Below are 22,594 nucleotides of genomic sequence, written 5' to 3' on the forward strand. Positions count from 1 at the left end.
TCACAAGCCGTGCAGCGGATCCTGTGATCCACCGGGTCATTTAATCGACCGCGGCGCTTGTTATTGTGCAGTGCAGCAACGATATTCCTGCGTGTGCGTTGTGTGCACGAGTCTGCCCATTCCGGCGCGCAAGGATACCGATTTGCGAGACATATCCGATACGATCGCCCGGCTGAGCGCGATGCGCGGCCGGCCAGCCGGTACAGGACAGAGCAAGGACGACCACCTGTCCGAGATGACAGGGTTCGGGTCCAATCCCGGCGCCTTGCGCGCGCGGTTTTATCTTCCTGAAAACCTGCCGAAGCAGGCGGCGCTGGTCGTGGTGCTGCATGGCTGTACCCAGACTGCCGCCGCGTACGACTATGGTTCCGGCTGGACCGAGCTCGCCGACGAGCAGGGTTTTGCCGTGCTTTTCCCCGAGCAGCAGCGCGCCAACAACGCCAATCTTTGCTTCAACTGGTTCGTGCCGGGCGATGTAAGCCGCGACAGCGGCGAGGCACTGTCCATCCGCCAGATGATCGAGGCGGCTGTCCTCACCCACGGTCTCGACCGCAAGCGAATCTTCGTCACCGGTCTTTCCGCCGGCGGCGCCATGGCGGCGGTGATGCTGGCGACCTACCCGGACGTGTTTGCCGGTGGCGCGATCATTGCCGGGCTTGCCTATGGCAGCGCCTCGACCATCCCCGAAGCCTTCGACCGCATGCGTGGCCATGGCGGCCCGTCCAGAACCGACCTGCAGCGTCTGTTGCGGGAGGCTTCGCCGCACAAGGGGCCGTGGCCGAGGATTTCGATCTGGCAGGGCTCGGCCGACACGACCGTGGTGCCTTCTAATGCCGGCGCGGTGCTGGCGCAATGGCAGGGCGTGCACGGCCTCGCTCAAGCGCCGACACGCACGGAAAAGGTCGACGGTCAGAGCCGCAAAGTCTGGTCCGATGGCAAAGGCCGCGACGTGGTCGAGGCATACAGCATTGCCGGCATGGGCCATGGCACGCCATTGCAAGCGAGCGGCGACAATGCTCTCGGCAAAGCAGGGCCGTTCATGCTGGATGCCGGGATTTCCTCGACGCGCCACATCGCCCGTTTCTGGGGGCTGACGAAGCCAGAGGTACGACGCGCGGCGAAAGCCGAGGCCGCTTCAGGCACTGCATTGCAGCCTTTCTCGCCGAAGGAAAAACCGCGAGCCGTCCGTGTCGATCCGACCCCGGAGCCTGTCAATCCGCCAGGCGGTCCGGCTGGCGGGATTACCAAGGTCATCGAGGACGCGCTGCGGGCAGCGGGATTGATGCGCTGAGGCTGAGGCTCGCCCCGCACAAAGGACAAGGGCAAGCGCCAGCATCATTATCGCAGCAGGCCTTCGTCCTCGAACGCATCCCAGCCCTTCAGTCCGGGCGGCGGGCCATCCGTGTCCCGGGCGTTCCTCGCAGTGCGAGCCTGCCCGGTGCCCTTTCCCGCGCGCGTCAGCGCGGCCTTGCCCGCGCCGCGCCGCCTGTTCTCGGCGACCTCCTGGACATCCTGCTCTCTCCACACGGTTGCCAGATCGCGGTCCAGGACGTCTTCGATGTGGCGCGGGTCGAAAACGTGGAAGGTGACAGACTTTGATCGCCCACGCATCTTGACGGTACGTGTGCCGGTGCTTTGCAGCCGACCGTCCTTGAGCCATTTGTGGCGCTCGCGCGAAGAGATCGTAAGGATATCCTCGACCTCGCGTGGAAGCACAGGCAGCGCCTCCACTCCCTCCAGTGTTTTGGAGATACTGGCAGAGGCGGCCTTGAACGCTTCCGCTTCGGATCTCGACATTCGCAATGCGATGCGCCCCGTCTCGGCCTTGACGTGCTTCCTGACTGCCCATGGAAGGCGGGCTCTGACTTCACGTTCGATCCCCTTGGAGCGCACGGCGGACCCGAGTGTCGCTGACGGCGACAACGGCCATTCGGCAATCAGTTGCGGGGACGGGCTCATGCCTTCCTGGGGCTGGTTTCGTTGGTTCGATGCTAACACGGCAAGAGCCGGTAAAGCCAAGGCAACAGCGAAAAGGGGCAGGTCCGATGAGAACCCGCCCCTTATGGCCGAATTTGAACGCCGCTTGCTGCGCCGACAGCACCTTCGGCCCCGCCGCCGTGCGGCGACGGGGCTCGATGATCAGAGTGGGCTGGCGTTGCGCGTTTTGTCGCGCTCGGCCTCGATGTCGGTGTAGGGGTCGGCATTGGCATCGAAGCCGGTCCAGCCACCGGCTTCATAGGCGCGTCGGCGGTCTTGCAGATCGACCGAGTTGGATTCGCCAAGAATACGCTCGGCCTCGTCGGCGAGTTCGTCACTGACCCTGGCGGTCACCATCGTGCCACCGCGGCGAACGCCCTCCGCATAGACATGCGCATCCCTTTCGGGGACGCCTGACTCGGTCAGCGCCCCGACGATGCCGCCGGCAGCGCCACCGACGACCGCGCCGCCAACGGCGCCGACCGCGGTGGCGGCCAGCCATCCTGCGGCCACGACCGGACCGACGCCCGGAATGGCCATGATGCCGAGCCCTGTCAGAAGCCCGCCGGCGCCGCCAATGACAGCTCCGAGACCGGCGCCGCCGGCTGCATCCTCGGCGGCGTTGGAGGTGTCGCCATCGTCGTACCAGTCGTCCGAATTGTTGGCGACGATGCTGATGTCGGCCTGCGGCACGCCGATTGCCTCCAGTTCGCCGACGGCATCGGAGGCATCATCGTAGTTGTCGAAAAGTCCTGTTACGGTTTTCATGGTCTTGATCTCCTCGATCTGGTTCAGAGGTTCAGTTGGCGCCGGCAACGACGTTGCCCTGATAATCGAGCGCCACGGTCGTGGTCTTGCCATCCTTGGTGGCCTGACCGCGCCAGATGCCCTGGTCGTCTTTGGTCAGCTTGGACACGCCGGAGAAGCCGGCATCCTGAATGCGGCTCTTCGCCTGATCCTCGGTGAAGCTGTTGGCACCCGGGACCGGGGCGGCCGGATTGGTGGTGTCGGTCGTGCTCACGGCCGGGGTGGTGGAGCTGGTGGTCGACGATGCATTGTCGGTGGAAGCGATCTTCTCGACCATTCCCTGATGCATTTTGAGCGTCGGCAAGGTCTCGGAGGCGAAGGTCTTCAGCTGCGCGTTGTCGCCGTCCTTGGCATAGCTCTCGAACAGCGTGACCGCCTCCGAATGCGCATCGCGCTGCATCTGGACATAGGGCTTGTCGACGGCATCGTTGGCATTCTGCAGAGCCTCCAGATCGGCCTTGTGCTTGGCGTCCAGCTCCGTCGGCACTTTCAGCTTCTGTTCGCCGGCGATGGTCGCAAGCTTGGCGTTGGCGGCGCCGTGATCGTCGATCATCTTCTTGGCGAAATCCTTGACGCCTTGATCCTGGGCCTTGCCTTCTGCGATCTTGCTGGAGTCCACTTCGAACAGGCCGCCGATGGCGGCCTTGTCGACAAAGTCCTGAGCGCTGTCGGCGGCGAAGGCGGGCAGGGCGAAGACCATGGCTGTGGCGGTGGCCAGCGAAGCTAGAAGAACACGTGTTTTCATGGACAGAGATCCTCGTTGGGGCACACATCGTGCTGTGAGCCTAACCAGTGCGGCCAAGCTTTGTTCCGCCGCCCAAGCGTTATAACCGGGAGGGTCGATGCCGCGATGATGGCCCCTCATCCTCGGATTTTGCGCCTTTGCGATGTCGACGCGTGGCTCGGACGGCGACCCGCTCGATGGGCGCCTTGCAAGTCCATCGCAAAGGGAAACGAGGCCTTCGCCGCCCGCAATGAATAGCGCCCGCGGTGGCCTATCGAGGTTCAGCGATCGTTGCGTTCGAGGCGGCGCGCAACCTCTGTCTGGGCGACCTGCAGCAGCGTGTCTATCTCGAACATCGCCGCCGCATGGCCGCCGTCGCGAATGACACGGCGGGCGCGGTGGAGCAGGTCGGAGACCGTCCGCAGCGTTTCAGCATGGCTCGATCGATTCGACAAATGCGTGCCCTCCATCAGACACAACCGTTGGATCGGGAGAGTGTTCCCAAAGTTAGCGGCCGGCCGGGCGAATGACTGTGACGGCAGGCAGCGGAACCATCCTTGTCCGTTGGCCGTTCCCCCTGCCTCAACGAAAGGAACAGCCATGGCCGACAACGACACCCCGAAGGACACCGCGAAGGACACCCCCAAGGACACCCCGAAGATTTCCGCCCGAGAGGCCCAGGAGGCCCTGGAGAAGCAGGTCGCATCGCTGAGGCGCGAGATCAGCAAGATCAACCGGACGCTTGCCGACCGCGCAGAAGATGCCGTCGGCGAAGCCGGCGGCTGGTACGGCAGCGCGACCGAGCGCGCGGCACGGGCAACGCAGCAGCTGAGATCGCAGGCGCAGACGGTGTCCGAAGCCGTCCAGCAAAATCCCGGCACCATCAGCAGCGCTTTCGTGCTTGGTGGCATTGCCGGGTTGTTGATCGGCATGCTGCTCGGGCAAAGCCAGGAACGCGACCGAAGCTGGTTCTAGCGGCGTATCTTATGAATATTGCGCCCGCCGGCTTTGCTGGCGGGCTTTGTATGGACGCCAGATCACTGAGGCTTTGAGTGAAAAACTCCCCGCTCGGGTAAACGGGATTTGTGGTCGGCGCCGCCCGCGCGGCGCCCTCGACAGGTGAGTTGAGTTTCCCTGCCGCGGTCGTATGTTGTTGACCGTAGTGGAGGATCACAAATGCCCATTCGACGCAAAGCCACCGAGGCCGGCGTTTTGCAGCCATCCGAACTCGAGCTGTTGGGCCGTGTATTCGAGCAGCTTAAGCGCGACGGTCAGTCGCCCGAAGCACGCGACGCCATCGCATCCCGGATTATCGCGAACTATATGGCCGGCGTGGTCGACGAAGCCGAGCTCGTCAGTCTTTCGAGGCAACCGCTGGGCCGGTAGTGCGCTTTCCATTCCGGGTTCAGAAGAGTTTCAGGTCGTCAAATCAGAGGGATAAGGCAATGCCGGCTGACCCACCGATAGAGCGACGGTCGCTTATCCGTGATCTTGTTCTGAAGGAAGCGACAATCCGCGTTGGCGACGCCAGTATCAATTGTCTGGTTTGTAACCAGCACGCCCATGGCGCGGAGCTACGGGTGAAGGCCGATATCGCAATCCCCGACCGTTTCGTGCTTCACGTGCCGGTCGATCATACCAGCTATCGCGCCGTGGTGCGGTGGAGACGGAACGAGCGACTTGGGGTGCAGCTTGATTCGGGAAGGCAGGCCTAGATGGCGGTAGCGGGGACGGATCACCCAGCTGTTCAAGTGCAGGGTTGATGGGACAAGGCAGGGCTCGTTTGCGGCACGAACGCTTCTTCCATGCTGCTTGCGATTTGCAATCAGTTGCTATAGCGTCTGACTGCTTGCAAATTACAAGCGGTTAATCCGTGAACCGACTATGCGAAGGCGCTGCTTATGGCCAAACTTATCTTGGGAATGAACGTTTCCATCGATGGCTATGTCGATGACCTTGCCGGAAATCTGGTCATGGGCGCACCAAGCCAGAAGCACTTCGAGTACTGGATCGAGACGATCCGCAACCATGCCGGCGCTGTGTATGGCCGCCGGATGTACGAGGTCATGCGCTATTGGGACGATGATCACGCGGAATGGGACGCTCCGCTTCGCCAGTTCGCGACACTCTGGCGCAAGCTGCCCAAATGGGTCGTTTCGCACACACTTTCACGGGTAGGCCCCAACTCCACCCTCATCTCCGGAGATATTGAAACGCAGATTCGCGAGATCGCGGCCCGCACGGAGGGTATCCTGAGCGTTTCCGGTCCGGAACTGGCCGGTCTTATGACCGGGCTGGGCCTGATTGAGGAATATCACCTGCACGTGAGGCCGTTCGTGCTCGGCAAGGGCAAGCCTTTCTTCCACGAGGCAAGGCCTCCGCTGCAACTGGTGTCGAGCACATTGATCGATGACGATACGGTTCATATGATCTATGTGCCGCGAGGCTGAACGATAAGGCGCTTCAGCGCCAACATGCGAACCAACACGTACGTTCGCAGTGGGCCTGGTCCCGGCCTTCGCACCGAGGTCTCACATGTCAGCTTGCGTGCTGGGTACCCAAGCAGCAGAGGGTCTGCTGTCGGCCGAAAATCTGCCGGTCAGCAATGCGCCCCATGCCGGTCAAAGAGGCCTTGCCGCCGTTCCTCCATAAGCAGACATTGCAGACCTACAAGGACATCGCTTTTACGCCCGAAGCGCCGCTTCGGTTGCTCCTTCAGTGACCTGGCGGCCCAAGGGCGTCGTCCACCACCGCCCGCCCTGGTCCGCAACTCACCGTTGCCAGCGGCTCTGCTCCTGGCCTTCCCGCGATGACCGAGCGGGTAGTGAAACATCATGGTCAAGCCTGAAAAGCAAGGTCCAACCTAGCCGCCTTTCCAGGCCTGCGTCATCATCGTCCAGCAGTTCAGGATCCTGCGTGCGCCAGCCGGATCCGTCGGGTCGGCCGGCCGCACAGTTTTTTTCATCCCGCTGGAACATTGGCGAAGGAATGCAGTTGGTGTCGCTGCAGATGCCGCCGCGCGGTGCCAGTGGGCGATTGGTGGCAACACCTGATCGGCCGCCGCTCCTTTACGAGGCGGCTTAGCGTGTGAGCCAATCCTGCAGCAAAGGCCTAGGGATTGGAACGACCAACAGGAGGCAGTCATGAAGCACCAGACACTCGATCAACTCCAGTCAGTCGCGGACATAAGTCCACTATCGCCGGCTCTGCTGGCTACAAGGACGCAACGGATAGAGCGGTGGGCGGAACTGCTCTATCGAAATCCGACGCGCTCCCTTGTGGCTCTCACCGGGACTGAGCATCTGCATCCCTCTGTCCGCGGAGAAGCGCGCGCGGTCGGATCGGCGATTAGTGTCGCCTTTGACGATCCACTGCTGCGTGCATCGGGCATGCAATCGGATACCTACGGGGAAGCCAGACGCTTCTTCGAACTCTCCGATTGGCAGTTGCATGAGATCGTCTGCAGTTGCCACACCGGCGCCACCATGCAGGCTGGCTGGGCCGCCGGGCGTGTCCGCAGGGTTCTCAATGGGAGCAAGATATTGGCTTGGCTGAGAAAAGGATTCATGCCGCACTGAGACACGGCGCTTGCGCCTGAAGAAGCATGCAGGCTCCAGCAGAGATTGCGTCGGCTCCGCGAAGGCATGGCTGACCTCAATGGAGTAGGGCGGCCGAGTTGCTTGCGACTTCAGAAATGACGTTCACCATTGCTTAGTGGACCTCGTCAGGGTGATCGGCAATTTCGTGAATAGCGAGTACCAGCGCCAGTTTCGACCAACCGGTCGGCAGCGCCCTCGTGACCAAGCGGGGTTACTTATCCTCGGTGCGTCACATGTGCGCTTCGTCAGCGGTATAGCCTGCCAATCCCTCCACAGCCGTTTTGACGCTGCGAAAAGCTCGAGGCGTGAGGGGGCAATTTAACCCAGGAATCCCGAAAACGGCACTTCCGCTTTCGGCCCCGAAATTGAAATTCGAGGCCCGCCCCATCACCCCGGAAAAATCGTAAACCCGCCATCCACCCGCAGCACCTGCCCGTTGATAAACCGCGCCCGCGGGCCAGCCAGAAACGCCACCGCCTCGGCGATCTCTTCGGGCTCGGCATAGCGGTTCAGCGATTTCCTGCTCGAGTCCATGCGCTCGGGATCGACCACGCGGGTCGCCTGGAAGCGTGCCGTCTTGGTGGCGCCGGGGCTGACCGCGTTGATGCGCACGCCGTCGTCGATCAGTTCCTTGGCGAGACAGCGCGTGTAATGCACGACCGCGGCCTTCAAGGTGGAGTAAACGACCTCGGGCGAGCAGCCGAGATGTGCCGCCGCGGAGGCGATGTTGATGACGGAGCCGCCGCCGCGCTGCTTCATCGGAGGCACGAAGGCCTGGCAGACCAGCATCGTGCCGATCAGATTGTTCTCGGTGAGCACGCGGATGTCGTCCAGTTCGATGTCGAGGGCGTTGTTCGGGTTCGGCTTGCCGCCCTTGGCGCCGATGTCGCCGCCAGCGCAATTGACCAGCACATGGACGTCGCCGAGATCGGCCTCGATCCTGCGCTTCATCTCGGCAACCGCTTTCTGGTCGCCGATGTTGCCGGTCACCGACGTGACCTTCGTGCCGTGCCGCTTCAGGCGCTCGACCACTTCGCCGAGATTGGCAAACTCGCCGTACTTCGCCGGCGCTTCCTCGTCCATGTCGTGGATCGCGACATTGGCGCCGAGTTCGGCCAGGCGCTCGGCCATCACGCGGCCGAGGCCACGGCCGGAGCCGGTTACGAAGGCGGTCAATCCATCGAGTTCACGTGCCGTCATCGGATATTCTCCATCAGTTTGCGCATGTTGGCGGCGCTGCGCCGGATCATGTCGAGCTCATAGGAAACCAATGAGACGTCGGCTTCGCGCTCCCAAGGCGTGCGGTAGTCGGCATCGTCGGGCAGCCGGTTGCGCTGCGCGGCCGCCAGGCAGGCGGCAAATTCGCGCGCTGTCTTCTCGGGGTAGCCGCGCCACCAGTCGTCGCTGAGATAGCGGACATGCCGCGCCTCCAATGCGCCCGGTTCGAGGACGGCGGTCAGGCGCTCGTGGTGTTGGCCAAGAATTGCGAACAGCTCGGCAAACGGCACCGCACCGTCGCCGATGGCGCAGCGGATCAGCCGGTAACCTTCGGTCGTGAACTGCACGCGATAATCCTTGAGGTGGACATGGCGGACATAGGGGGCGATCACCTTCGTAAAATCGAGCGGCGCTTCGCCGACCGGGAACGTGTTGCCGGTGTCGAAGGTGACGCCCACACTGTCACCACCTAGCGCGCAGAATTCGACGAGTTCCCGGCTGGTGAAGTCCTGGTGGTTTTCGATCGCAAGGACATACCCTTCGGCATTCGCGCGGGGACCCCATTCCACCAATCGCTCTCGAATGATGCCGGCGTACTCGCTCCATTTTTCGCCGGCGGCGTTGCGGTCGCCGCAGAGAATGGGCGTCAGCGCCGTGCGGATGATTTTGGCCTTGAGCAGGCGCGCGGCCCGAAAGGCATCGTCGAGCGGTTCGCCCACCAGCAGGCCGCCGCTGACGACCGGCGTGATGCCAAGGCCGGCGAGCCGTTCGCGTAGCGCGATCACCGCGTCGTCGGAAAGCTCGCTCAGCCATGGCACCCAGATCTCCAGCACGCGCGCGCCGAGTTCGGTCGCGAGCGCGATGAAACCTTCGAGCCCCGCTGGCTGCGGATTGGCGCGTGGCGTGCCGCGGCCCTGGAGGCCGAGATGATAGGTCAGGCCGTAGGGGTTCAGGCCGACCTCGAGCATGAAGCGATCCTTTGAGTCAGGTGTGGTCATCTCAGGCCGGCATCCACGGTGATCGACTGCTTGGTGATCATGCGGCTGTCGTCGGCGGCGAGGAACAGCACCGTGCGCGCGATCTCCTCGCCGAGCAGAACCTTGCGGATCACCTGGCGCTGCACGACCTGGTCGACCGAACCTTGGGTCTTGTACCAAAGCTCCCGCTGCCGGTCGGTGATGACGGCGCCCGGCTCGATGGCGTTGACGCGGATGTTGTCGGGGCCAAACGCCCGCGCCAGCGCGAAGGTCAGCCCGACCACCGCAGCCTTGGCCGCCGCATAGGGCGCCATCTCTGACGCGCCGAAACGCCAGGCGATCGAGGAAAAATTGACGATCGAACCAAAGCCCACTTCCTTCATGTGCGGATGCACGGCCTGGGCGGCAAAGAAGTGGTGCCTGAGGTTCACATCCTGGGCGTGGTCCCATGTCGCCTGGGTCACGTCGGCGACCGGCTGGCGATTGTCATCGGCGGCGTTGTTGACCAGCACTGCGACAGGCCCGAGGCGCTCGCGCACCGTGCCAATCGCGGCCTGCAGGACAGGGATGTCGGTCACGTCGCAGCGCAGGAACAGGGGCGCGTGCGCTGCCGTGGCGAGTTCGCGCGCGAGCGCCTCGCCGGCCTCCTGCTGCAGATCGAGAAACGCCACTCGTGCGCCATTGGCGGCGAAGGCGCGGACCGTGTCGGCGCCGATGCCCGACGCACCGCCGGTGATCAGCACGACACGCTCGGACAGGCTCGGATAGGTGGCGAAGGACAAGGCGGAACTCTTTTCAGATCAAGCTTCGGTCAGATCGGGTCAGATCAGGCGTTGGGTCGTCGGGTCGAACAGGCACGCCCGCGCCATGTCGATGCCGAGCGTCACCGTCTCGCCCATAAGCGGCGTGCCGTCGGGGTCGAAACGGCCGGTGATCTCCTTGCCGCCCAGGCGCAGGACGGCCATGGTCTCCGCGCCTGTCGGCTCGACCAGTTCGACCACGGCATCGATCTGCGCGATGCCCGGCTTGCGGCGCGCAAGATCCGGATCGAAGCGGTAGATGTGCTCCGGCCGGATGCCGAGAATGATTTGTCGCGGCGTATCGGATGGGAGCGCCTGGACGATCGGCAGGCTGGCCGTCTTGCCATCGGCGGCCTGCAACACAACAGTGGCGCGACCGCCTTCCTGGCTCAGTTCCGCGGCCAAAAAATTCATCGCCGGCGAGCCCATGAAGCCGGCGACGAACATGTTGGCCGGACGGTTGTAGATCGTGGCCGGATCGTCGAATTGCTGGACCTCGCCTTGATGCATCACGGCGATGCGCGACGCCAGCGTCATCGCCTCGACCTGGTCGTGGGTGACGTAAACCGTGGTCTTGCCGACGCGGTGATGCAGCTTCTTGATTTCGGTGCGCATGTCGACCCGCAGCTTGGCATCGAGATTGGAAAGCGGCTCGTCGAACAGGAACAGTTTGGGATCACGCACCAGCGCCCGGCCCATGGCGACGCGCTGGCGCTGGCCGCCCGAGAGCTGTCCGGGCTTGCGGCCAAGCAGCGGTTCGATCTGCAGGAAGGCAGCAACTCGACTGACGGCCTCGTCCTGCTGCGGCTTCGGGACGCGGCGGCTTTCCATGCCGAAGGTGATGTTCTCGCGCACCGTCATCGTCGGGTAGAGCGCGTAGGACTGGAACACCATGGCGATGTCGCGGTCCTTCGGCGGCACCGAATTGACCAGCCTTCCGTCGATGCGGATCTCGCCGGAGGTAACAGATTCGAGCCCGGCGATCATCGCCAGCAGAGTGGACTTGCCGCAGCCGGAGGGTCCGACCAGCGCGATGAACTCGCCGTCCTGCGCCTCGAGATCGACGCCCTTCAGCACCTCGACCGCACCGTAGTTCTTGCGCAGCGATCGGATGGTCAATGTCGACATGCGATGCCCTTCACTTGATCGCGCCTCATTTGATGGCACCTTGCGTCAGGCCGCGCACAAAATACTTGCCGCCGAAGAGATAGATCAGCAGCGGCGGCAGCGCGCCGATCAGCACGGCGGCGCTCATGACATCGTAGGCGCGCACATTGGTGCCGCTTGCCGTCAGCGCGACGAGCGCTGCCGTGATCGGCTGTTGCTGCCCGGAGGTGAAGACGACGCCGAACAGATATTCGTTCCAGATGCCGGTGAACTGCCAGATCACCGTGACGATCAGGATCGGCGAGGAGAGCGGCAGAATGATCTTGCGGAAGATGCGCCAGAAGCCGGCGCCGTCGATGCGCGCCGCCTTGATCAGGTCGTCGGGGATGCTGACGTAGTAGTTGCGGCAAAACAAAGTGGTGAACGAAATGCCCTGGATAACGTGGATGAGGACGAGCCCGTAGACCGAATTGCTGAGGCCGAGATTGCCGAGGATGAACGCCCACGGCATCAACGAAATCTGGCCCGGAATGAAGACGCCGAGCAGCATGCAGGTGAACAAAGCTTCCGAGCCTCTGAAGCGCCATTTCGACAGGATGTAACCGTTCATCGCGCCGACCGCCGTCGAGATGATCGTGGCCGGGATCGTCATCTTCAGGGAGTTGTAGAAGTTGCGCTGCATGCCCTCGCAGGTGCCGCCGATGCAATAGGTGCTCCAGGCCTGGCCCCAGGCATCGAGGCGGAAGCTGCGCGGCAGCGAGATCAACCCATTGCGCGCGATCTCCTGCTGGTCGCGGAATGAATTCAGCACCACCACCAGCAACGGGACCAGGTAGATCGCCGCGAAGACGACCAGCAGCCCATAGATGGCGAAGCGGGTGAGAAAATGCCGGCGCGACGCGACTGCGGCAGCGCGACGGTCGAGCGACTGGTCCAGGGAGACGTCAGCCATGGCCGGCTTCCTTGCGCCGGCGCCAGACCACCCAGAATGAATAGGGCACCAGCACCACGGCAACAGCGGCAAGCATCATGATGGCGGCGGCCGCACCTTCGCCGATCTGGCCGCGTTGGAACATCAGGTCATAGACGTAGATGGCGGGGAAGGTGGTCGAGATCCCCGGGCCGCCTTTGGTCAGGGCCGCCACGAGGTCGAAGGTCTTGATGGCGAACTGGATCTGGATGACGGCGACCGCCAGGAAGATCGGCGCAATGGTTGGCAGAAGCACCTTGCGATAGATGCGGAACGTCGATGCGCCGTCGATCTGCGCGGCCTTGACGAGGTCCTGATCCACCGAGCGCAGGCCGGCCAGGAACAGCGCCATGGCAAAGCCCGAGGCCTGCCAGACACCGGTGATGATCACCGCGTAGATCGCATAGTGCCGGTCGCTGGCGAGTGCGAAACTGAAGCTCGCCCAGCCGAAACCGCGCACCATGGCCTGGATGCCGTCGGTCGGATTGTAGAGCCAGCTCCAGACCGTGCCGGTGACGATGAAGGAGACGGCCAGCGGATAGAGGAAGATCGTGCGCCAGGCCGCTTCGCCGCGCACGCGCTGGTCGATCAGGATCGCCAGCAGCAGTCCCACCGCCATCGAGCCGACGATGTAGAAAGCGCTGAAGAAAAACAGGTTGTTGTAGGCGATGTTCCAGCGCCGGTTCGCCCACAGCGACGCGTAGTTGTCCAGGCCGACGAAGCCGTAGGTCGGCAGCAGCGAGGAGTTGGACAGCGAGATATAGAGCGTCCAGCCGGTGAACACGAAGATGTAGACGAAGCTCGCCACGAGAGAGGGGCCGAGCACCAGCAAGGGCATCGCGGAGCCCAGCCGCTCGCGCCAGGGGCGGGCGGGCGCCGGTACCGACAGGATCAGGTCGTGATTTGACATTCAGAGCACGGAGATTGGCAGAGCACAGGACTGGCGGAGCGCGGGACCGGGATGGCGGATGGCCGGGTGCGGATGGCGCCCGGCCATTGCCATCTATTTCTGTGCTTCCGCCGCGTCGGCCATCGCGTTGGCGCCATCCTCCGGCGACATGTCCGGCGTCGCCACGAACTCGGTAATGGAGTCCATGATCGCGCCGCGCATCTTCTGCGGGATGGTCATGTTGTGGGCCATCGAGCGGACCAGTGTGCCGTCCTTGATCGAAGCCTGGAGATCCTTCTGCGAGAGCTGCTGGCACGGATTGAAGCCCTTCGACAGATCGATATCCAGGCGTGCGGGGATCGAGCCCTTGGCCTGGTTGAAGACCGTCTGGAAGTCGGGCGACAGGATCAGGCTGGCCAGCAGCTTCTGCCCGTCGATGTAATCCTGGTCCTTCTGCTTGAAGAACACGACCGAGTCCGAGTTGAGGATGAAGCCGGGTTTGCCCCAATCGGTCGGCGCCTGGGCGCAGACATAGTCGGTGCCTTCCTTGAAGCCGGCGGCGGTCAAAAGGCCGATCGTCCAGTCGCCCATGATGTGGAACGCCGCGTCGCCCTTGCCGACGAGCGCCGACATCGAATCCCAGTCGCGGCCGACCATGCCCGGATCCATGTACCTGCTCGTCATCAGGCGCATCTGCGTGAAGGCCTTGACCATCCCCGGGCTGCGCATGGACTCGACATCGCCTTCGACGAAGGCCTTGCGGTAGAGATCGATGTCCTGGCCGTAGAGCACGACCTCGAACACCGTCGAATCCGTCCAGTCGGCGGTCGAATGCGAGATGCAGATCTTGCCTGTGGCGACGATCTTGTCGCAGGCGGCATTGAACTCGGCCCAGGTCTTCGGCATTTCCGCCACGCCGGCCGCCTGCATGACCTTGGGCGAGGCCCAGAGCCAGTTGATGCGGTGGATGTTCATGGGCGCGGCGACCCATTTGCCGGTCGGCTTCATCACCGGAAGCAATTCCGGCGCCACCACTTTCTCCCACCCTTCCGAGGCCGCCAACTCGTCGAGATCGGCGGTCATGCCGGTCTCGTTCCATTCGGCGATCTCAGGGCCCTTGAGCTGCACGGCAGGCGGGGCATTGCCGGCGATCACGTCGGCGCGCAGCTTGGCCAGCGTATTGGCGGTGTGGCCGGCAATCGAGGTCTGTTCCCATTTGCCGCCCTTGGCCGTGAACATCTCGCCGAGCTTGGCGATCGCCTGGGCGTCCGATCCGGTCGCCCATTGGTGCAAAAGGTTGGTCTTGGGCTCGGCGAAGGCTGTTCCGGCGAAAAATGTGCACGCAGCAGCGGCCGCAAGCACGGTCATGACGGACTTCATCGTTTCACTCCCATATCGTGTTGCACGGTTCGTCTCGACCGCTTATGGCCGTGGTTTGAAGCCGCCGCCGGCGAGATGCGTCAATCTCGAGTTCTTTCCAAGATGACATATTGGAGCTATCAGTCAACGATGTTTATGTTGAGCCATGACAAAACCTTCGCTTAGAACCTGGCTGATCGACAGACCCTCCGCGTCGCCGGAGAGCATGATCGTGCGCTGCCTGAGCGAGCGCGGCGCACTCTCCGCGTTGCAGATCGCACGCGCCACCGGTCTGGCGCGCTCGACGGTGTCAACCGCGCTTAACGGCTTGAAAAAGTCTGGAATGGTGATCGAAGCCCCGACCAGCCGCGACGGCATCAGAGGCATCGGCAGGCCAGCCGCGGCGGTGACGCTCAATCCGACAGCGGGCACCTGCGTCGGCATTCACCTGGCTCTTCAGCAGATACGGCTCATCGTCGCCGATGTCTCGCATTCCGTCATTGCCGAACAAAATATTCCAATGGCGCTGGACTACCAGCCGCAACAGGCGGCCCAGGCGGTCAAATCGGCGATTGCCCAATCCTACAGGGAAAACGGTCTGCCGGTAGCGGGGCTCCTGGGGGTTGGTGTCTCCGTCTCCGGCCCTGTCAGCCGCGATGGAGTGGTGCTGCGCGCCAGCATGGTTCCAACATGGGCCAGCGTCAACATACGAGATGTGTTCGGACCCGTCCTGGAACAGCCGATCTTCGCCGACAACGAGAGCAACTGCGCGGCCATTGCCGAGCTGATGTGGGGTGCGGCCGTCGGCCAGGACGATTTCGTGCTGTTCAAGATCGATCTGGGTGTCGGCGGCGCCATTGTCCAGCATGGCCGGCTGGTGACGGGCGTCGCAGGCGGCGCCGGCGAATTCGGGCACATCAGCATCGATCCCGGCGGCGACCTTTGCCGCTGCGGCAATCGCGGATGCCTGGAGCTCTACGCGAGTTTTACCCGGCCGCTGGAACAGATTTCGCGTGTCGTTGGGCGGCAAGTCACCATGGACGATGTCATCGCCATGGCCGAGCAGGGCGACGTCAGGGCGTTGCGGATGATCGAGGATACCGCCGAGATCGCCGGCCGGGGTCTCGGCCTGATCGGCTCGGTGCTCAATCCGCCGCTTATCATCATCGGCGGCCACATGGCTTTGGCAGGGGACATTCTGTTGACGCCGCTGATCGCGTCCTATGAACGCCATACGCTGATCAAGTCCCGCGATATCGCTCCCGCCCTGCGCACGCGCATCATCGTTGGCAAGCACACCGAGAACGATGCCTTGCTGGGCGCGGTCGGCCTCGTTTTGAGACACCAGACGAAGGAACTGTCGCTGGGGTGATCGTCAGGACCTGCCTGTGCTTGTTCAAGTCAATTGCATGTGCCCGCAGCCTTGAGCGCTTCGGCGCGGGACGATTTGGGCAAATCCGCGATCCGCCGGACAGAAGCGTAAAACCTCGGATAGTCGCCGGAACACAGGTCGAACAAGCGAAGAAAGGCCGGAACCTGTTCACCGTAGACAGAAGTTGCGGCGAGCTTGGCGTTGTTGATCGGGGCAGCGAACCAGGCGTCGTATCCCCGGGATCCCGCCCAGTGCCTGTCGCGCATCCGCCGATAGCGCGCCCGCATCCTCTCGATCGCGGCTGCCTTGGCAGTCGCCATCTGCTCCGGGGTACGGGGACTACCATAGACCTGCCTTAACTCGTCGCGCGTCCTCGCCACCAGTCCGAGAAAATCGGCGCTGCGTTTGCGGTCGGCTTCGTATCGGCGCAATCCGGCCCAGTCGCCGGCGGCGCGCAGCCATTTCCTGACGCCGCTGGTTTCGACGGCAACGGCGAATGCCTCGTTGAATGCGGAATCGCCATCCACATAAAGCCGCTGATGCGCCAGTTCATGAAAAACAAGGCTTGCGAGATAGGTGTCGTCCTGACGCAGCATGGTGCTCAGCAGCGGGTCACTCGACCAGCCAAGCGTGGAATAGGCGGTGACGCCCGAGACATAGACGTCGAGGCCTTGTCTTTGAAGCTCGACAGCGCTTTCAGCCGCGGATTTCCGGGAGAAATAACCCCGGTATGGAACGCAGCCGAAAACCGGAAAGCACCATGTTCGTGGCGCAAGCGAGAATTGCGGCGCGGCAAAAACGGCCCAGGTCACGGCATCGCGATGGATGTCGACATAGCTGCGGTAGCTGCTGTTCTCGGGCAATGCCAGTTCATCCGTCGCAAACCGTCTTATCGCGCTGGCCGACGTCAATTTCGCGCGCAATGCCTCGGGCGTCGAAGGGTCAAGGATGAGTTTCCCGACATTCCTGCGCGCGGCCATGATCTGCGTGTGACCCTGCAACGACTGCGCGTAGTAGGAAATGCTCGTGCAGCCGGTCGCCCCGGACGCGATGATCGCCGCGGCAAGCATCTGAAGAACGCGCTTCACTGTTTGCCCACCCTTGCCCATCTCCCCATGCAGCAAACGTCCTGGTCCACCTCAAACAGGAGGCACCGGTTTCCGTCAAGAGCTGCAGGGGCAGGGGGTGACACCGACCTGGGCAGGGCAAGGCGGCCATTCGATCTAGGATTGACGAAAGTCCACCGCAGGGCGGAGCGGGCGAGATACGGACCGTCCGTCGAGACGCGGTTCCCCCAAGCTGCCGCGCGCTACTGGTCCGAAAACCTGACGCTCACGCCGCGCTGGCGAAAATAAGCCTGCATCAACTTACGGCCCGAGCGGTTGTTCTGGGCCAATTTGGCCGGATTGAACACCGCCTGTTTTGCGCCCTCTCGTGTCAGCGCAGCCTTGAGCTCCGCGATATGGGCGTCGATGTCGGCATTGTCCGCCCGCAGCGAGGCATAGATACTTTCGGTCGCTTCAGCCACAGTCGGTTCGCTCACAGATGTCGTCCTTTGGTTGGTTGGGCGGCGGCTTTACCACAGATTTGCGGCTCCGACGATATCGACTGAACCGTCAGAGCACAGCGCCCAGGGCGCAAAACCGCAAAACGTATGTATTCGGCCCTGCTAAACATTGCCCGGCAGGCGAATGGGTCTAACTATCGCTAGGAAACGGGGGGAATCACGTGGCTGCCAATCGTCGAAACGACATCTCATCGTCCGAGCGAGGGCTAGGACGGATTCTTGCGGCAGGCAATGCCCATCCGCGCACAGCTCTGCCTACCGTGGCAACCATCGTCACGACAGTAGCTGCGCTGTATTTCGGTCGTGAGGTGTTCCTTCCCATTGCCATCGCGCTGCTTTTGACCTTTGCGCTGGTGCCGATGGTCTCCGCACTGAAGCGTGTCGGCTTGCCTCGGCTGCCCGCAGTGCTTCTGAGCGTGATTGGCGCATTCGCGGCCCTGGGCCTGTTCAGCTTCATTGTTGCGACCCAGGTAAGCGAGCTTGCTCAGAACATTTCCGTCTACCAGACAAACATTCTGACCAAGGTACGTTCCCTCAAGGAGACGGGCGTTGGTGGCGGCATAATTGCCAGGCTGAGCGGGGTGATCGAGCGTGTCGGTCAGGAGATCGACAAGCAGGATGTGGCGCCGCCTGCGGCCGACAAGCCCCGGCGCGAGCCTGTTCCCGTCGAGATCGTCGCCCGCGAGAGACCTCTGGAGGTATTGCAGAACATCATCGGACCGTTGATCAGCCCGCTGGCATCAGCTGGCCTGATCATCATCGTCGTCATCTTCATGTTGCTTGAGCGCGAGGATCTGCGCGACCGGTTTATCCGCCTCGTCGGCTATGGGGACCTCCATCGCACAACGCAGGCATTGCAGGATGCCGGCAAACGGGTTGGCCGCTATCTGATCATGCAATTGGTGGTCAATATCGTCTACGCGATACCAATCGCAATTGGCCTTTGGGTGCTCGGCATTCCCAACGCGCTGCTGTGGGGGTTGCTGGCACTGGCGCTGCGCTTCGTTCCCTATATCGGCCCTGTTATCGGCATGCTGCTGCCCTTGTTTCTGGCCTTGGCGGTTGCGCCCGGCTGGTCGCTGGTGCTGTGGACCGCCGCACTGTTTGTCGTCATGGAATTGGTAACCGGCAACGTCATCGAACCGTGGCTCTATGGCTCGCGCACGGGACTTTCTCCTTTGGCAATCATCGTTGCGGCAATTTTCTGGACATGGTTGTGGGGGCCGCTCGGCCTGGTCCTTTCGACGCCGCTGACAGTTTGCCTCGTCGTCCTCGGGCGACATGTTCCGCAGTTCGAATTTCTCGACGTCCTGTTTGGCAACGAGCCCGTCCTTGAATCTCACGCCCGGCTCTATCAACGGCTCCTGGCCGGCGATCCCGACGAGGCCACTGACCATGCCGAGGAGATCCTCGAGGAGAAGTACCTGATCGATTTCTACGACACTGTCGCCATTCCTGCTCTCCTGTTGGGCGAGCAGGACCGCATGCGTGGCGTGATGGGCGATCAACAGCGAAGGCAGGTGGCGGCGAGCGCCCAAATTCTTGTGGCAAATCTTGCCGACGATGCACAGGAAGAGGCAAGCGAGGAAGATGCGCCGGCAACCACCGCGGAAGGGAGCTCGAGCAGGGAAACAGATGGCGTCGAAGAGGAAGAGATCGAGCTGCCCGACGGCAAGGACATGTCGGTGCTTTGTGCCGGCGGTCGCGGCGAACTCGACGATGCCGCTGCCGCCATGCTCGCTCAGGTGCTGGAGGTGCAAGGTGCTACGGTGGCGAAGGCCAGTTTTGTCGATATGGAGCCGGCAGGTATTCGTCGTCTCGAACTAGAGGCGATCGACACCGTCGTGGTCGGTTTCCTGAACCGGGATTCGCTCAAGCATGCCCGCTTTCTGGTCCGGAGACTGAAGCGCGCCAAGGCAGGTTTGAGAATTGGGATTGTGTTCTGGTCAGACGCGGAGCAGGGCGATGTCGGGCAAGAAAGGCAAGCTTTGGCCGCCGACATCAGCGCCGATTTCGTAGCGCACGGCATGGTCAACGCTGTGCTTGGCGCACTTTCTCCAGCGCCGGCCGTTCCCCTCAAAGTCGTTTCGAAACGCCGCGATCGACGCCGTCCGGCCCCTCGAAAACGGATCCCGGCCCAGGCAACGGCCGCAACAGCCTAGCCGCACCGCCATGTCTCAGATTGCCGCGCCGGCGCTGGAATGCCTGGTGAGACGGCAAGATCGTCCCCCACTCGCAAGCCATGGAACAATCTCGCGGCCTTGCGGTTCCTAACGTCGAAGGAGACCCCCCATGCTTAGATTCCTTATCCGCCTTGGCGCGATCTATGCAGCGTTCCAGATCGGCAGAGAGTTCGGCCGCAAGGAGACCGAAATCATGCTCCTGCCGCCGCCCGTTGACTACGAGCGGCAACCGACGTCAAGAAACGAAACCGATTTCGGAGAGGCATAGGACCGGTCAATCTGTCTGGTCGATCTGGCCCATGCTGGCGCCGTCCCTGCGCGGGGCGCTTTATCGTACGAACGGACCCGGCCACTTGGCTGTTGCCAGGATCGTTTCTGGCAACGCAATAATTGAGCCGCTATCTCTGTCGCTCAAACGCGGCACAGCGAGGTTGACCGTGCGTCGAAGAATGAGTCTCAGATCCTGGCGTTGAGCCGATGGAGAAGGCATGATCAGCACGGGCAAGGACGAGCACAACCCTAAGAAAGTGGAAGGGAATGAAGCACTGGTGCTGTCAACTGCCAAAGAGACCGGCATCACCGAGGATCAAGCGCGCGACCTTGTTCGCCTGATCGGCACCGGCCGCAATTCGCTGCTCCGTGAGGCACGGCAGCTGCTCCGGCAGCGCCTGGCTAGTTTAGACCGAAGGTGCTCAGAGCACGGCTATCCCGTCGCCTTCTGCTGCCCGGCGGTCATCGCTTTGAGAGCCCGGACCACCTCTGCAGGTCCGGCGGGTTTCATCACTCTTACGCCGGACGAGAACGCTTCGGGGGTTTCCTCGAGCCCCAGGCCGGAATAGACGATGAAAGGAACCGCCCGCCCTGCCAAGGTTTTTGCCGCGTCAACAGCCTCGCCGTCCGACAGCCTTACGTCCAGGATCGCTGCGGCGGGGGTATGGTCCGCAAGAAAACGTTTCGCCTGGGAACATGTCGCCGCCAATGCCACGGCAAAGCCCGCCTCCGAAAGAGTGGACTCCATATCCAGTGCTATCAAGGCTTCGTCGTCGACGACAAGGACCAAGGGTTTGCCCATGCGCGGATGATCGCACGTTTGTAGATGGAAGACGAGTCGAGGCTACGACCCTTTTAGGGTCCGGTTCCCGTACGCAGCGGGTCGAGACCGCGAGCAATGGGAACCAACTGATCCAAGCCGCATTATATTTGGTTGGACTGGACAAGGTGTTTGGGATGCATGAAGCAACACAGGCGAATGTTGTCGCCTTCGAAAACCCGGGGGTGTCCAGCAATGACGGTCTGGATTTCGATTACAAGGATTTCTTCGAAAACGGCGCCGTTGCCCTCCATCTGGTGAACGCAGACGGCGTAATCGTGCATGCCAACCAGGCTGAGCTCGACCTTCTCGGCTATCCCGCAGAGGACTACCTCGGTTGCCACATCGCCGAGTTCTATCCCGACCGGGACGTCATAGAGGACATTTTGGGTCGCCTTGCCAATGGCGAGAAGATCGTAAGATATCCGGCGCGATTGAGGGCCAGCGATGGATCGATCAAGCACGTCGAAGTCACCTCAAGCGGACATTTCCGGGACGGCAAGCTGATCAACACCCGGTGCTTCACGGTCGATGTAACCGACTTGGTGCACACCCGCTCGGAGCTCAGGCAGCATGACAGTACCTATCACCAGATACTCGACGGCCTACCCGTCGCCATCTACACGACCGATCAGGATGGGACGATCACCTACTACAACCGCGCCGCGGCCGATCTGGCAGGCAGGGAGCCTGAGGTCGGCAAGGATAAATGGTGTGTGACGTTCAAGCTGTTCAGTGCCGACGGCAAGGAATTGCCGCACGATGAATGCCCGATGGCCATCGCGCTCAAGGAGAACAGGCCGGTCCGCAATCAGCAAGCTGTTGCGCAGCGTCCCGATGGATCGTTTTTTCCGTTCCTGCCCTACCCGACACCGCTGCGGGACGAGCACGGCGCTCTGATTGGCGCCGTCAACATGCTGCTGGACCTGACGGACCGCCAGCGTGCCGAAGAAACCAGGCAGCACCTGTCAGCGATCGTGGAATCCTCATTTGACGCTATCGTCAGCAAGGATCTCAACACCATCATAAAAAGCTGGAACCACGGCGCCGAACGGCTTTTCGGCTATACCGCCGACGAAGCGATTGGCCGGTCGGTGACCATGCTGATCCCCGAAGACCATCAGGACGAGGAACCCCGCATCCTCCAACGCATTCGCCGCGGCGAGCGCGTCGAACCATTCGAAACGACCCGCCTGCGCAAGGATGGCAGCCTGGTTCCGGTTTCGCTGACGATATCGCCCGTGCGTAACGCAACCGGGCAGATCACCGGCGCATCGAAGATAGCGCGAGACATCACGTCGGCGAAGGAGAATGAATACCGCATCCGCATGCTGATGCGCGAGGTCAACCACCGGGTGAAAAACCAGTATTCGGTCATCCTGTCGATGATCCGGGAGACCAACAAGCGATCGGAGACGCCAAAACACTTTGAAACCCAGGTGCGCGAGCGCATCATGGCGTTGTCGCGATCTCACGACCTGCTTGTTTCGGCGGATTGGAAGGGTGCCACGATCAGCGACCTCTTGGCGGCCCAGGTCGAGCCTTTCCCGCGGGGGGATGTGATCGAAATGTCGGGCCCATCATTGGTGCTCAGTCCCAACGCAGTTCAGTATCTCGGGATTGCCTTCCACGAACTGGCGACCAACTCGGCCAAATACGGCGTGCTCTCAGGGGACAAGGGCCGGATTTCGGTCACATGGGGCATCACCGGTTCCGGTGCTTCGAGGCTCTTTCACCTCACCTGGGCCGAATCCGATGGTCCGCAGGTCCAGACTGTCGGACAAGGTGGCTTTGGAACCGTTGTGCTGAAGCGGGTTGCGCCCGCAGCGGTCAGTGGGCAGGGAATTCTCGAACACGGTCCGCATGGCATAACATGGAGCCTGGAAGCGCCTTTGGTTTCCGTGGCAGCTTCTGCCGACCATGAAGCTTAGAAGCAGGAAGCAGCCCTGCAACGA

The 22,594-nt window shown here is 62.4% G+C and carries 23 protein-coding genes; 9 read left to right on the forward strand and 14 right to left on the reverse strand.

From position 1 onward, the window contains the following. The first annotated feature begins 142 nt into the window (after nt 1-142). On the forward strand, nt 143-1,291 hold the full coding sequence (locus NKH35_RS04220; RefSeq protein ID WP_352913424.1) for an extracellular catalytic domain type 1 short-chain-length polyhydroxyalkanoate depolymerase: 1,149 nt from the start codon (nt 143-145) through the stop codon (nt 1,289-1,291). A 47-nt stretch (nt 1,292-1,338) separates the two neighbouring features. Here NKH35_RS04220 and NKH35_RS04225 read toward each other — a convergent pair whose 3' ends face one another. The 4 genes from NKH35_RS04225 to NKH35_RS04240 form a co-directional block, all read right to left on the reverse strand. Then, nucleotides 1,339-1,959 (reverse strand): hypothetical protein, encoded by a 621-nt coding sequence (locus NKH35_RS04225; protein ID WP_031195548.1) that lies wholly within the window; start codon nt 1,957-1,959, stop codon nt 1,339-1,341. 180 nt (nt 1,960-2,139) lie between these two features. After that, nucleotides 2,140-2,745, reverse strand: coding sequence for a general stress protein (locus tag NKH35_RS04230; protein ID WP_023671087.1), 606 nt, complete (start codon nt 2,743-2,745; stop codon nt 2,140-2,142). 31 nt (nt 2,746-2,776) lie between these two features. Then, a complete protein-coding gene (locus NKH35_RS04235) occupies nt 2,777-3,529 on the reverse strand; it encodes a DUF4142 domain-containing protein (protein WP_352913426.1) in 753 nt (250 codons plus the stop codon). A gap of 260 nt (nt 3,530-3,789) precedes the next feature. Further along, nucleotides 3,790-3,963, reverse strand: a complete 174-nt coding sequence (locus tag NKH35_RS04240) for a hypothetical protein (protein ID WP_155923304.1) — start codon at nt 3,961-3,963, stop codon at nt 3,790-3,792. Nucleotides 3,964-4,108: 145 nt separating this feature from the next. On the opposite strand from NKH35_RS04240, the gene NKH35_RS04245 reads away from it, so the two are divergent. From NKH35_RS04245 to NKH35_RS04260, 4 genes are all read left to right on the forward strand, one after another. Further along, the gene (locus NKH35_RS04245; RefSeq protein WP_023750126.1) at nt 4,109-4,483 is read left to right on the forward strand and encodes a hypothetical protein; all 375 of its coding nucleotides are present in this window, start codon (nt 4,109-4,111) and stop codon (nt 4,481-4,483) included. 201 nt (nt 4,484-4,684) lie between these two features. After that, the gene (locus tag NKH35_RS04250; RefSeq protein WP_023671091.1) at nt 4,685-4,894 is read left to right on the forward strand and encodes a hypothetical protein; all 210 of its coding nucleotides are present in this window, start codon (nt 4,685-4,687) and stop codon (nt 4,892-4,894) included. Nucleotides 4,895-5,409: 515 nt separating this feature from the next. After that, nucleotides 5,410-5,958 (forward strand): dihydrofolate reductase family protein, encoded by a 549-nt coding sequence (locus tag NKH35_RS04255; protein ID WP_352913428.1) that lies wholly within the window; start codon nt 5,410-5,412, stop codon nt 5,956-5,958. 693 nt (nt 5,959-6,651) lie between these two features. Next, a complete protein-coding gene (locus tag NKH35_RS04260; RefSeq protein ID WP_023671095.1) occupies nt 6,652-7,086 on the forward strand; it encodes a hypothetical protein in 435 nt (144 codons plus the stop codon). A 408-nt stretch (nt 7,087-7,494) separates the two neighbouring features. Here NKH35_RS04260 and NKH35_RS04265 read toward each other — a convergent pair whose 3' ends face one another. The 7 genes from NKH35_RS04265 to NKH35_RS04295 all read right to left on the reverse strand — a co-directional run bounded on the left by NKH35_RS04265 (nt 7,495) and on the right by NKH35_RS04295 (nt 14,448). Beyond that, entirely contained in the window at nt 7,495-8,307 is an 813-nt protein-coding gene (locus tag NKH35_RS04265; RefSeq protein WP_352841987.1) for an SDR family NAD(P)-dependent oxidoreductase, read from the reverse strand. Further along, nucleotides 8,304-9,323, reverse strand: coding sequence for a sugar phosphate isomerase/epimerase family protein (locus tag NKH35_RS04270; RefSeq protein ID WP_352913430.1), 1,020 nt, complete (start codon nt 9,321-9,323; stop codon nt 8,304-8,306). Before NKH35_RS04270 ends, NKH35_RS04265 begins: the two co-directional genes overlap by 4 nt. Then, nucleotides 9,320-10,084 (reverse strand): SDR family NAD(P)-dependent oxidoreductase, encoded by a 765-nt coding sequence (locus tag NKH35_RS04275; protein ID WP_352913432.1) that lies wholly within the window; start codon nt 10,082-10,084, stop codon nt 9,320-9,322. The genes NKH35_RS04270 and NKH35_RS04275 overlap by 4 nt, the downstream gene beginning before the upstream one ends. Before the next feature lie 39 nt (nt 10,085-10,123). Continuing rightward, nucleotides 10,124-11,230: an ABC transporter ATP-binding protein gene (locus NKH35_RS04280; protein ID WP_023817219.1), complete on the reverse strand. Its 1,107-nt coding sequence runs from the start codon at nt 11,228-11,230 to the stop codon at nt 10,124-10,126. A gap of 25 nt (nt 11,231-11,255) precedes the next feature. Continuing rightward, a complete protein-coding gene (locus NKH35_RS04285; RefSeq protein ID WP_023671100.1) occupies nt 11,256-12,161 on the reverse strand; it encodes a carbohydrate ABC transporter permease in 906 nt (301 codons plus the stop codon). After that, the gene (locus NKH35_RS04290) at nt 12,154-13,089 is read right to left on the reverse strand and encodes a carbohydrate ABC transporter permease (protein ID WP_023735066.1); all 936 of its coding nucleotides are present in this window, start codon (nt 13,087-13,089) and stop codon (nt 12,154-12,156) included. Before NKH35_RS04290 ends, NKH35_RS04285 begins: the two co-directional genes overlap by 8 nt. A 93-nt stretch (nt 13,090-13,182) precedes the next feature. After that, nucleotides 13,183-14,448 carry an ABC transporter substrate-binding protein gene (locus NKH35_RS04295; RefSeq protein ID WP_352913435.1) on the reverse strand — a complete coding sequence of 422 codons (1,266 nt, stop codon included), beginning with the start codon at nt 14,446-14,448 and terminating at the stop codon, nt 13,183-13,185. A gap of 145 nt (nt 14,449-14,593) precedes the next feature. On the opposite strand from NKH35_RS04295, the gene NKH35_RS04300 reads away from it, so the two are divergent. Further along, nucleotides 14,594-15,799, forward strand: coding sequence for an ROK family transcriptional regulator (locus tag NKH35_RS04300; protein ID WP_027049782.1), 1,206 nt, complete (start codon nt 14,594-14,596; stop codon nt 15,797-15,799). 29 nt (nt 15,800-15,828) lie between these two features. On the opposite strand, the gene NKH35_RS04305 is transcribed toward NKH35_RS04300, so the two are convergent. Beyond that, entirely contained in the window at nt 15,829-16,869 is a 1,041-nt protein-coding gene (locus tag NKH35_RS04305; RefSeq protein WP_352913437.1) for an aminopeptidase, read from the reverse strand. 239 nt (nt 16,870-17,108) lie between these two features. Beyond that, nucleotides 17,109-17,342 (reverse strand): hypothetical protein, encoded by a 234-nt coding sequence (locus NKH35_RS04310; RefSeq protein ID WP_023683168.1) that lies wholly within the window; start codon nt 17,340-17,342, stop codon nt 17,109-17,111. Between the two features lie 185 nt (nt 17,343-17,527). Between NKH35_RS04310 and NKH35_RS04315 the strand changes: the two genes are divergently transcribed. Together NKH35_RS04315 and NKH35_RS04320 are read left to right on the forward strand one after the other, a co-directional pair. Continuing rightward, the gene (locus NKH35_RS04315) at nt 17,528-19,528 is read left to right on the forward strand and encodes an AI-2E family transporter (protein ID WP_352913439.1); all 2,001 of its coding nucleotides are present in this window, start codon (nt 17,528-17,530) and stop codon (nt 19,526-19,528) included. 130 nt (nt 19,529-19,658) lie between these two features. Then, the gene (locus NKH35_RS04320) at nt 19,659-19,817 is read left to right on the forward strand and encodes a hypothetical protein (protein WP_023671107.1); all 159 of its coding nucleotides are present in this window, start codon (nt 19,659-19,661) and stop codon (nt 19,815-19,817) included. 435 nt (nt 19,818-20,252) lie between these two features. On the opposite strand, the gene NKH35_RS04325 is transcribed toward NKH35_RS04320, so the two are convergent. After that, a complete protein-coding gene (locus NKH35_RS04325) occupies nt 20,253-20,621 on the reverse strand; it encodes a response regulator (RefSeq protein WP_023671108.1) in 369 nt (122 codons plus the stop codon). Nucleotides 20,622-20,776: 155 nt separating this feature from the next. On the opposite strand from NKH35_RS04325, the gene NKH35_RS04330 reads away from it, so the two are divergent. Then, the gene (locus NKH35_RS04330; protein ID WP_023683170.1) at nt 20,777-22,570 is read left to right on the forward strand and encodes a PAS domain S-box protein; all 1,794 of its coding nucleotides are present in this window, start codon (nt 20,777-20,779) and stop codon (nt 22,568-22,570) included. Nucleotides 22,571-22,594: the final 24 nt, after the last annotated feature.

Source organism: Mesorhizobium sp. M1143 (genome assembly GCF_040318435.1).
Taxonomy (GTDB): Bacteria; Pseudomonadota; Alphaproteobacteria; order Rhizobiales; family Rhizobiaceae; genus Mesorhizobium.

Bases quoted from the DNA above. Each gene is read 5' to 3' on its own strand.
- NKH35_RS04225 (WP_031195548.1), bottom strand. From the start codon at position 1,959: ATGAGCCCGTCCCCGCAACTGATTGCCGAATGGCCGTTGTCGCCGTCA.
- NKH35_RS04230 (WP_023671087.1), bottom strand. From the start codon at position 2,745: ATGAAAACCGTAACAGGACTTTTCGACAACTACGATGATGCCTCCGAT.
- NKH35_RS04235 (WP_352913426.1), bottom strand. From the start codon at position 3,529: ATGAAAACACGTGTTCTTCTAGCTTCGCTGGCCACCGCCACAGCCATG.
- NKH35_RS04245 (WP_023750126.1), top strand. From the start codon at position 4,109: ATGGCCGACAACGACACCCCGAAGGACACCGCGAAGGACACCCCCAAG.
- NKH35_RS04250 (WP_023671091.1), top strand. From the start codon at position 4,685: ATGCCCATTCGACGCAAAGCCACCGAGGCCGGCGTTTTGCAGCCATCC.
- NKH35_RS04255 (WP_352913428.1), top strand. From the start codon at position 5,410: ATGGCCAAACTTATCTTGGGAATGAACGTTTCCATCGATGGCTATGTC.
- NKH35_RS04260 (WP_023671095.1), top strand. From the start codon at position 6,652: ATGAAGCACCAGACACTCGATCAACTCCAGTCAGTCGCGGACATAAGT.
- NKH35_RS04265 (WP_352841987.1), bottom strand. From the start codon at position 8,307: ATGACGGCACGTGAACTCGATGGATTGACCGCCTTCGTAACCGGCTCC.
- NKH35_RS04270 (WP_352913430.1), bottom strand. From the start codon at position 9,323: ATGACCACACCTGACTCAAAGGATCGCTTCATGCTCGAGGTCGGCCTG.
- NKH35_RS04280 (WP_023817219.1), bottom strand. From the start codon at position 11,230: ATGTCGACATTGACCATCCGATCGCTGCGCAAGAACTACGGTGCGGTC.
- NKH35_RS04285 (WP_023671100.1), bottom strand. From the start codon at position 12,161: ATGGCTGACGTCTCCCTGGACCAGTCGCTCGACCGTCGCGCTGCCGCA.
- NKH35_RS04290 (WP_023735066.1), bottom strand. From the start codon at position 13,089: ATGTCAAATCACGACCTGATCCTGTCGGTACCGGCGCCCGCCCGCCCC.
- NKH35_RS04295 (WP_352913435.1), bottom strand. From the start codon at position 14,448: ATGAAGTCCGTCATGACCGTGCTTGCGGCCGCTGCTGCGTGCACATTT.
- NKH35_RS04300 (WP_027049782.1), top strand. From the start codon at position 14,594: ATGACAAAACCTTCGCTTAGAACCTGGCTGATCGACAGACCCTCCGCG.
- NKH35_RS04305 (WP_352913437.1), bottom strand. From the start codon at position 16,869: ATGCTTGCCGCGGCGATCATCGCGTCCGGGGCGACCGGCTGCACGAGC.
- NKH35_RS04320 (WP_023671107.1), top strand. From the start codon at position 19,659: ATGCTTAGATTCCTTATCCGCCTTGGCGCGATCTATGCAGCGTTCCAG.
- NKH35_RS04325 (WP_023671108.1), bottom strand. From the start codon at position 20,621: ATGGGCAAACCCTTGGTCCTTGTCGTCGACGACGAAGCCTTGATAGCA.
- NKH35_RS04330 (WP_023683170.1), top strand. From the start codon at position 20,777: ATGCATGAAGCAACACAGGCGAATGTTGTCGCCTTCGAAAACCCGGGG.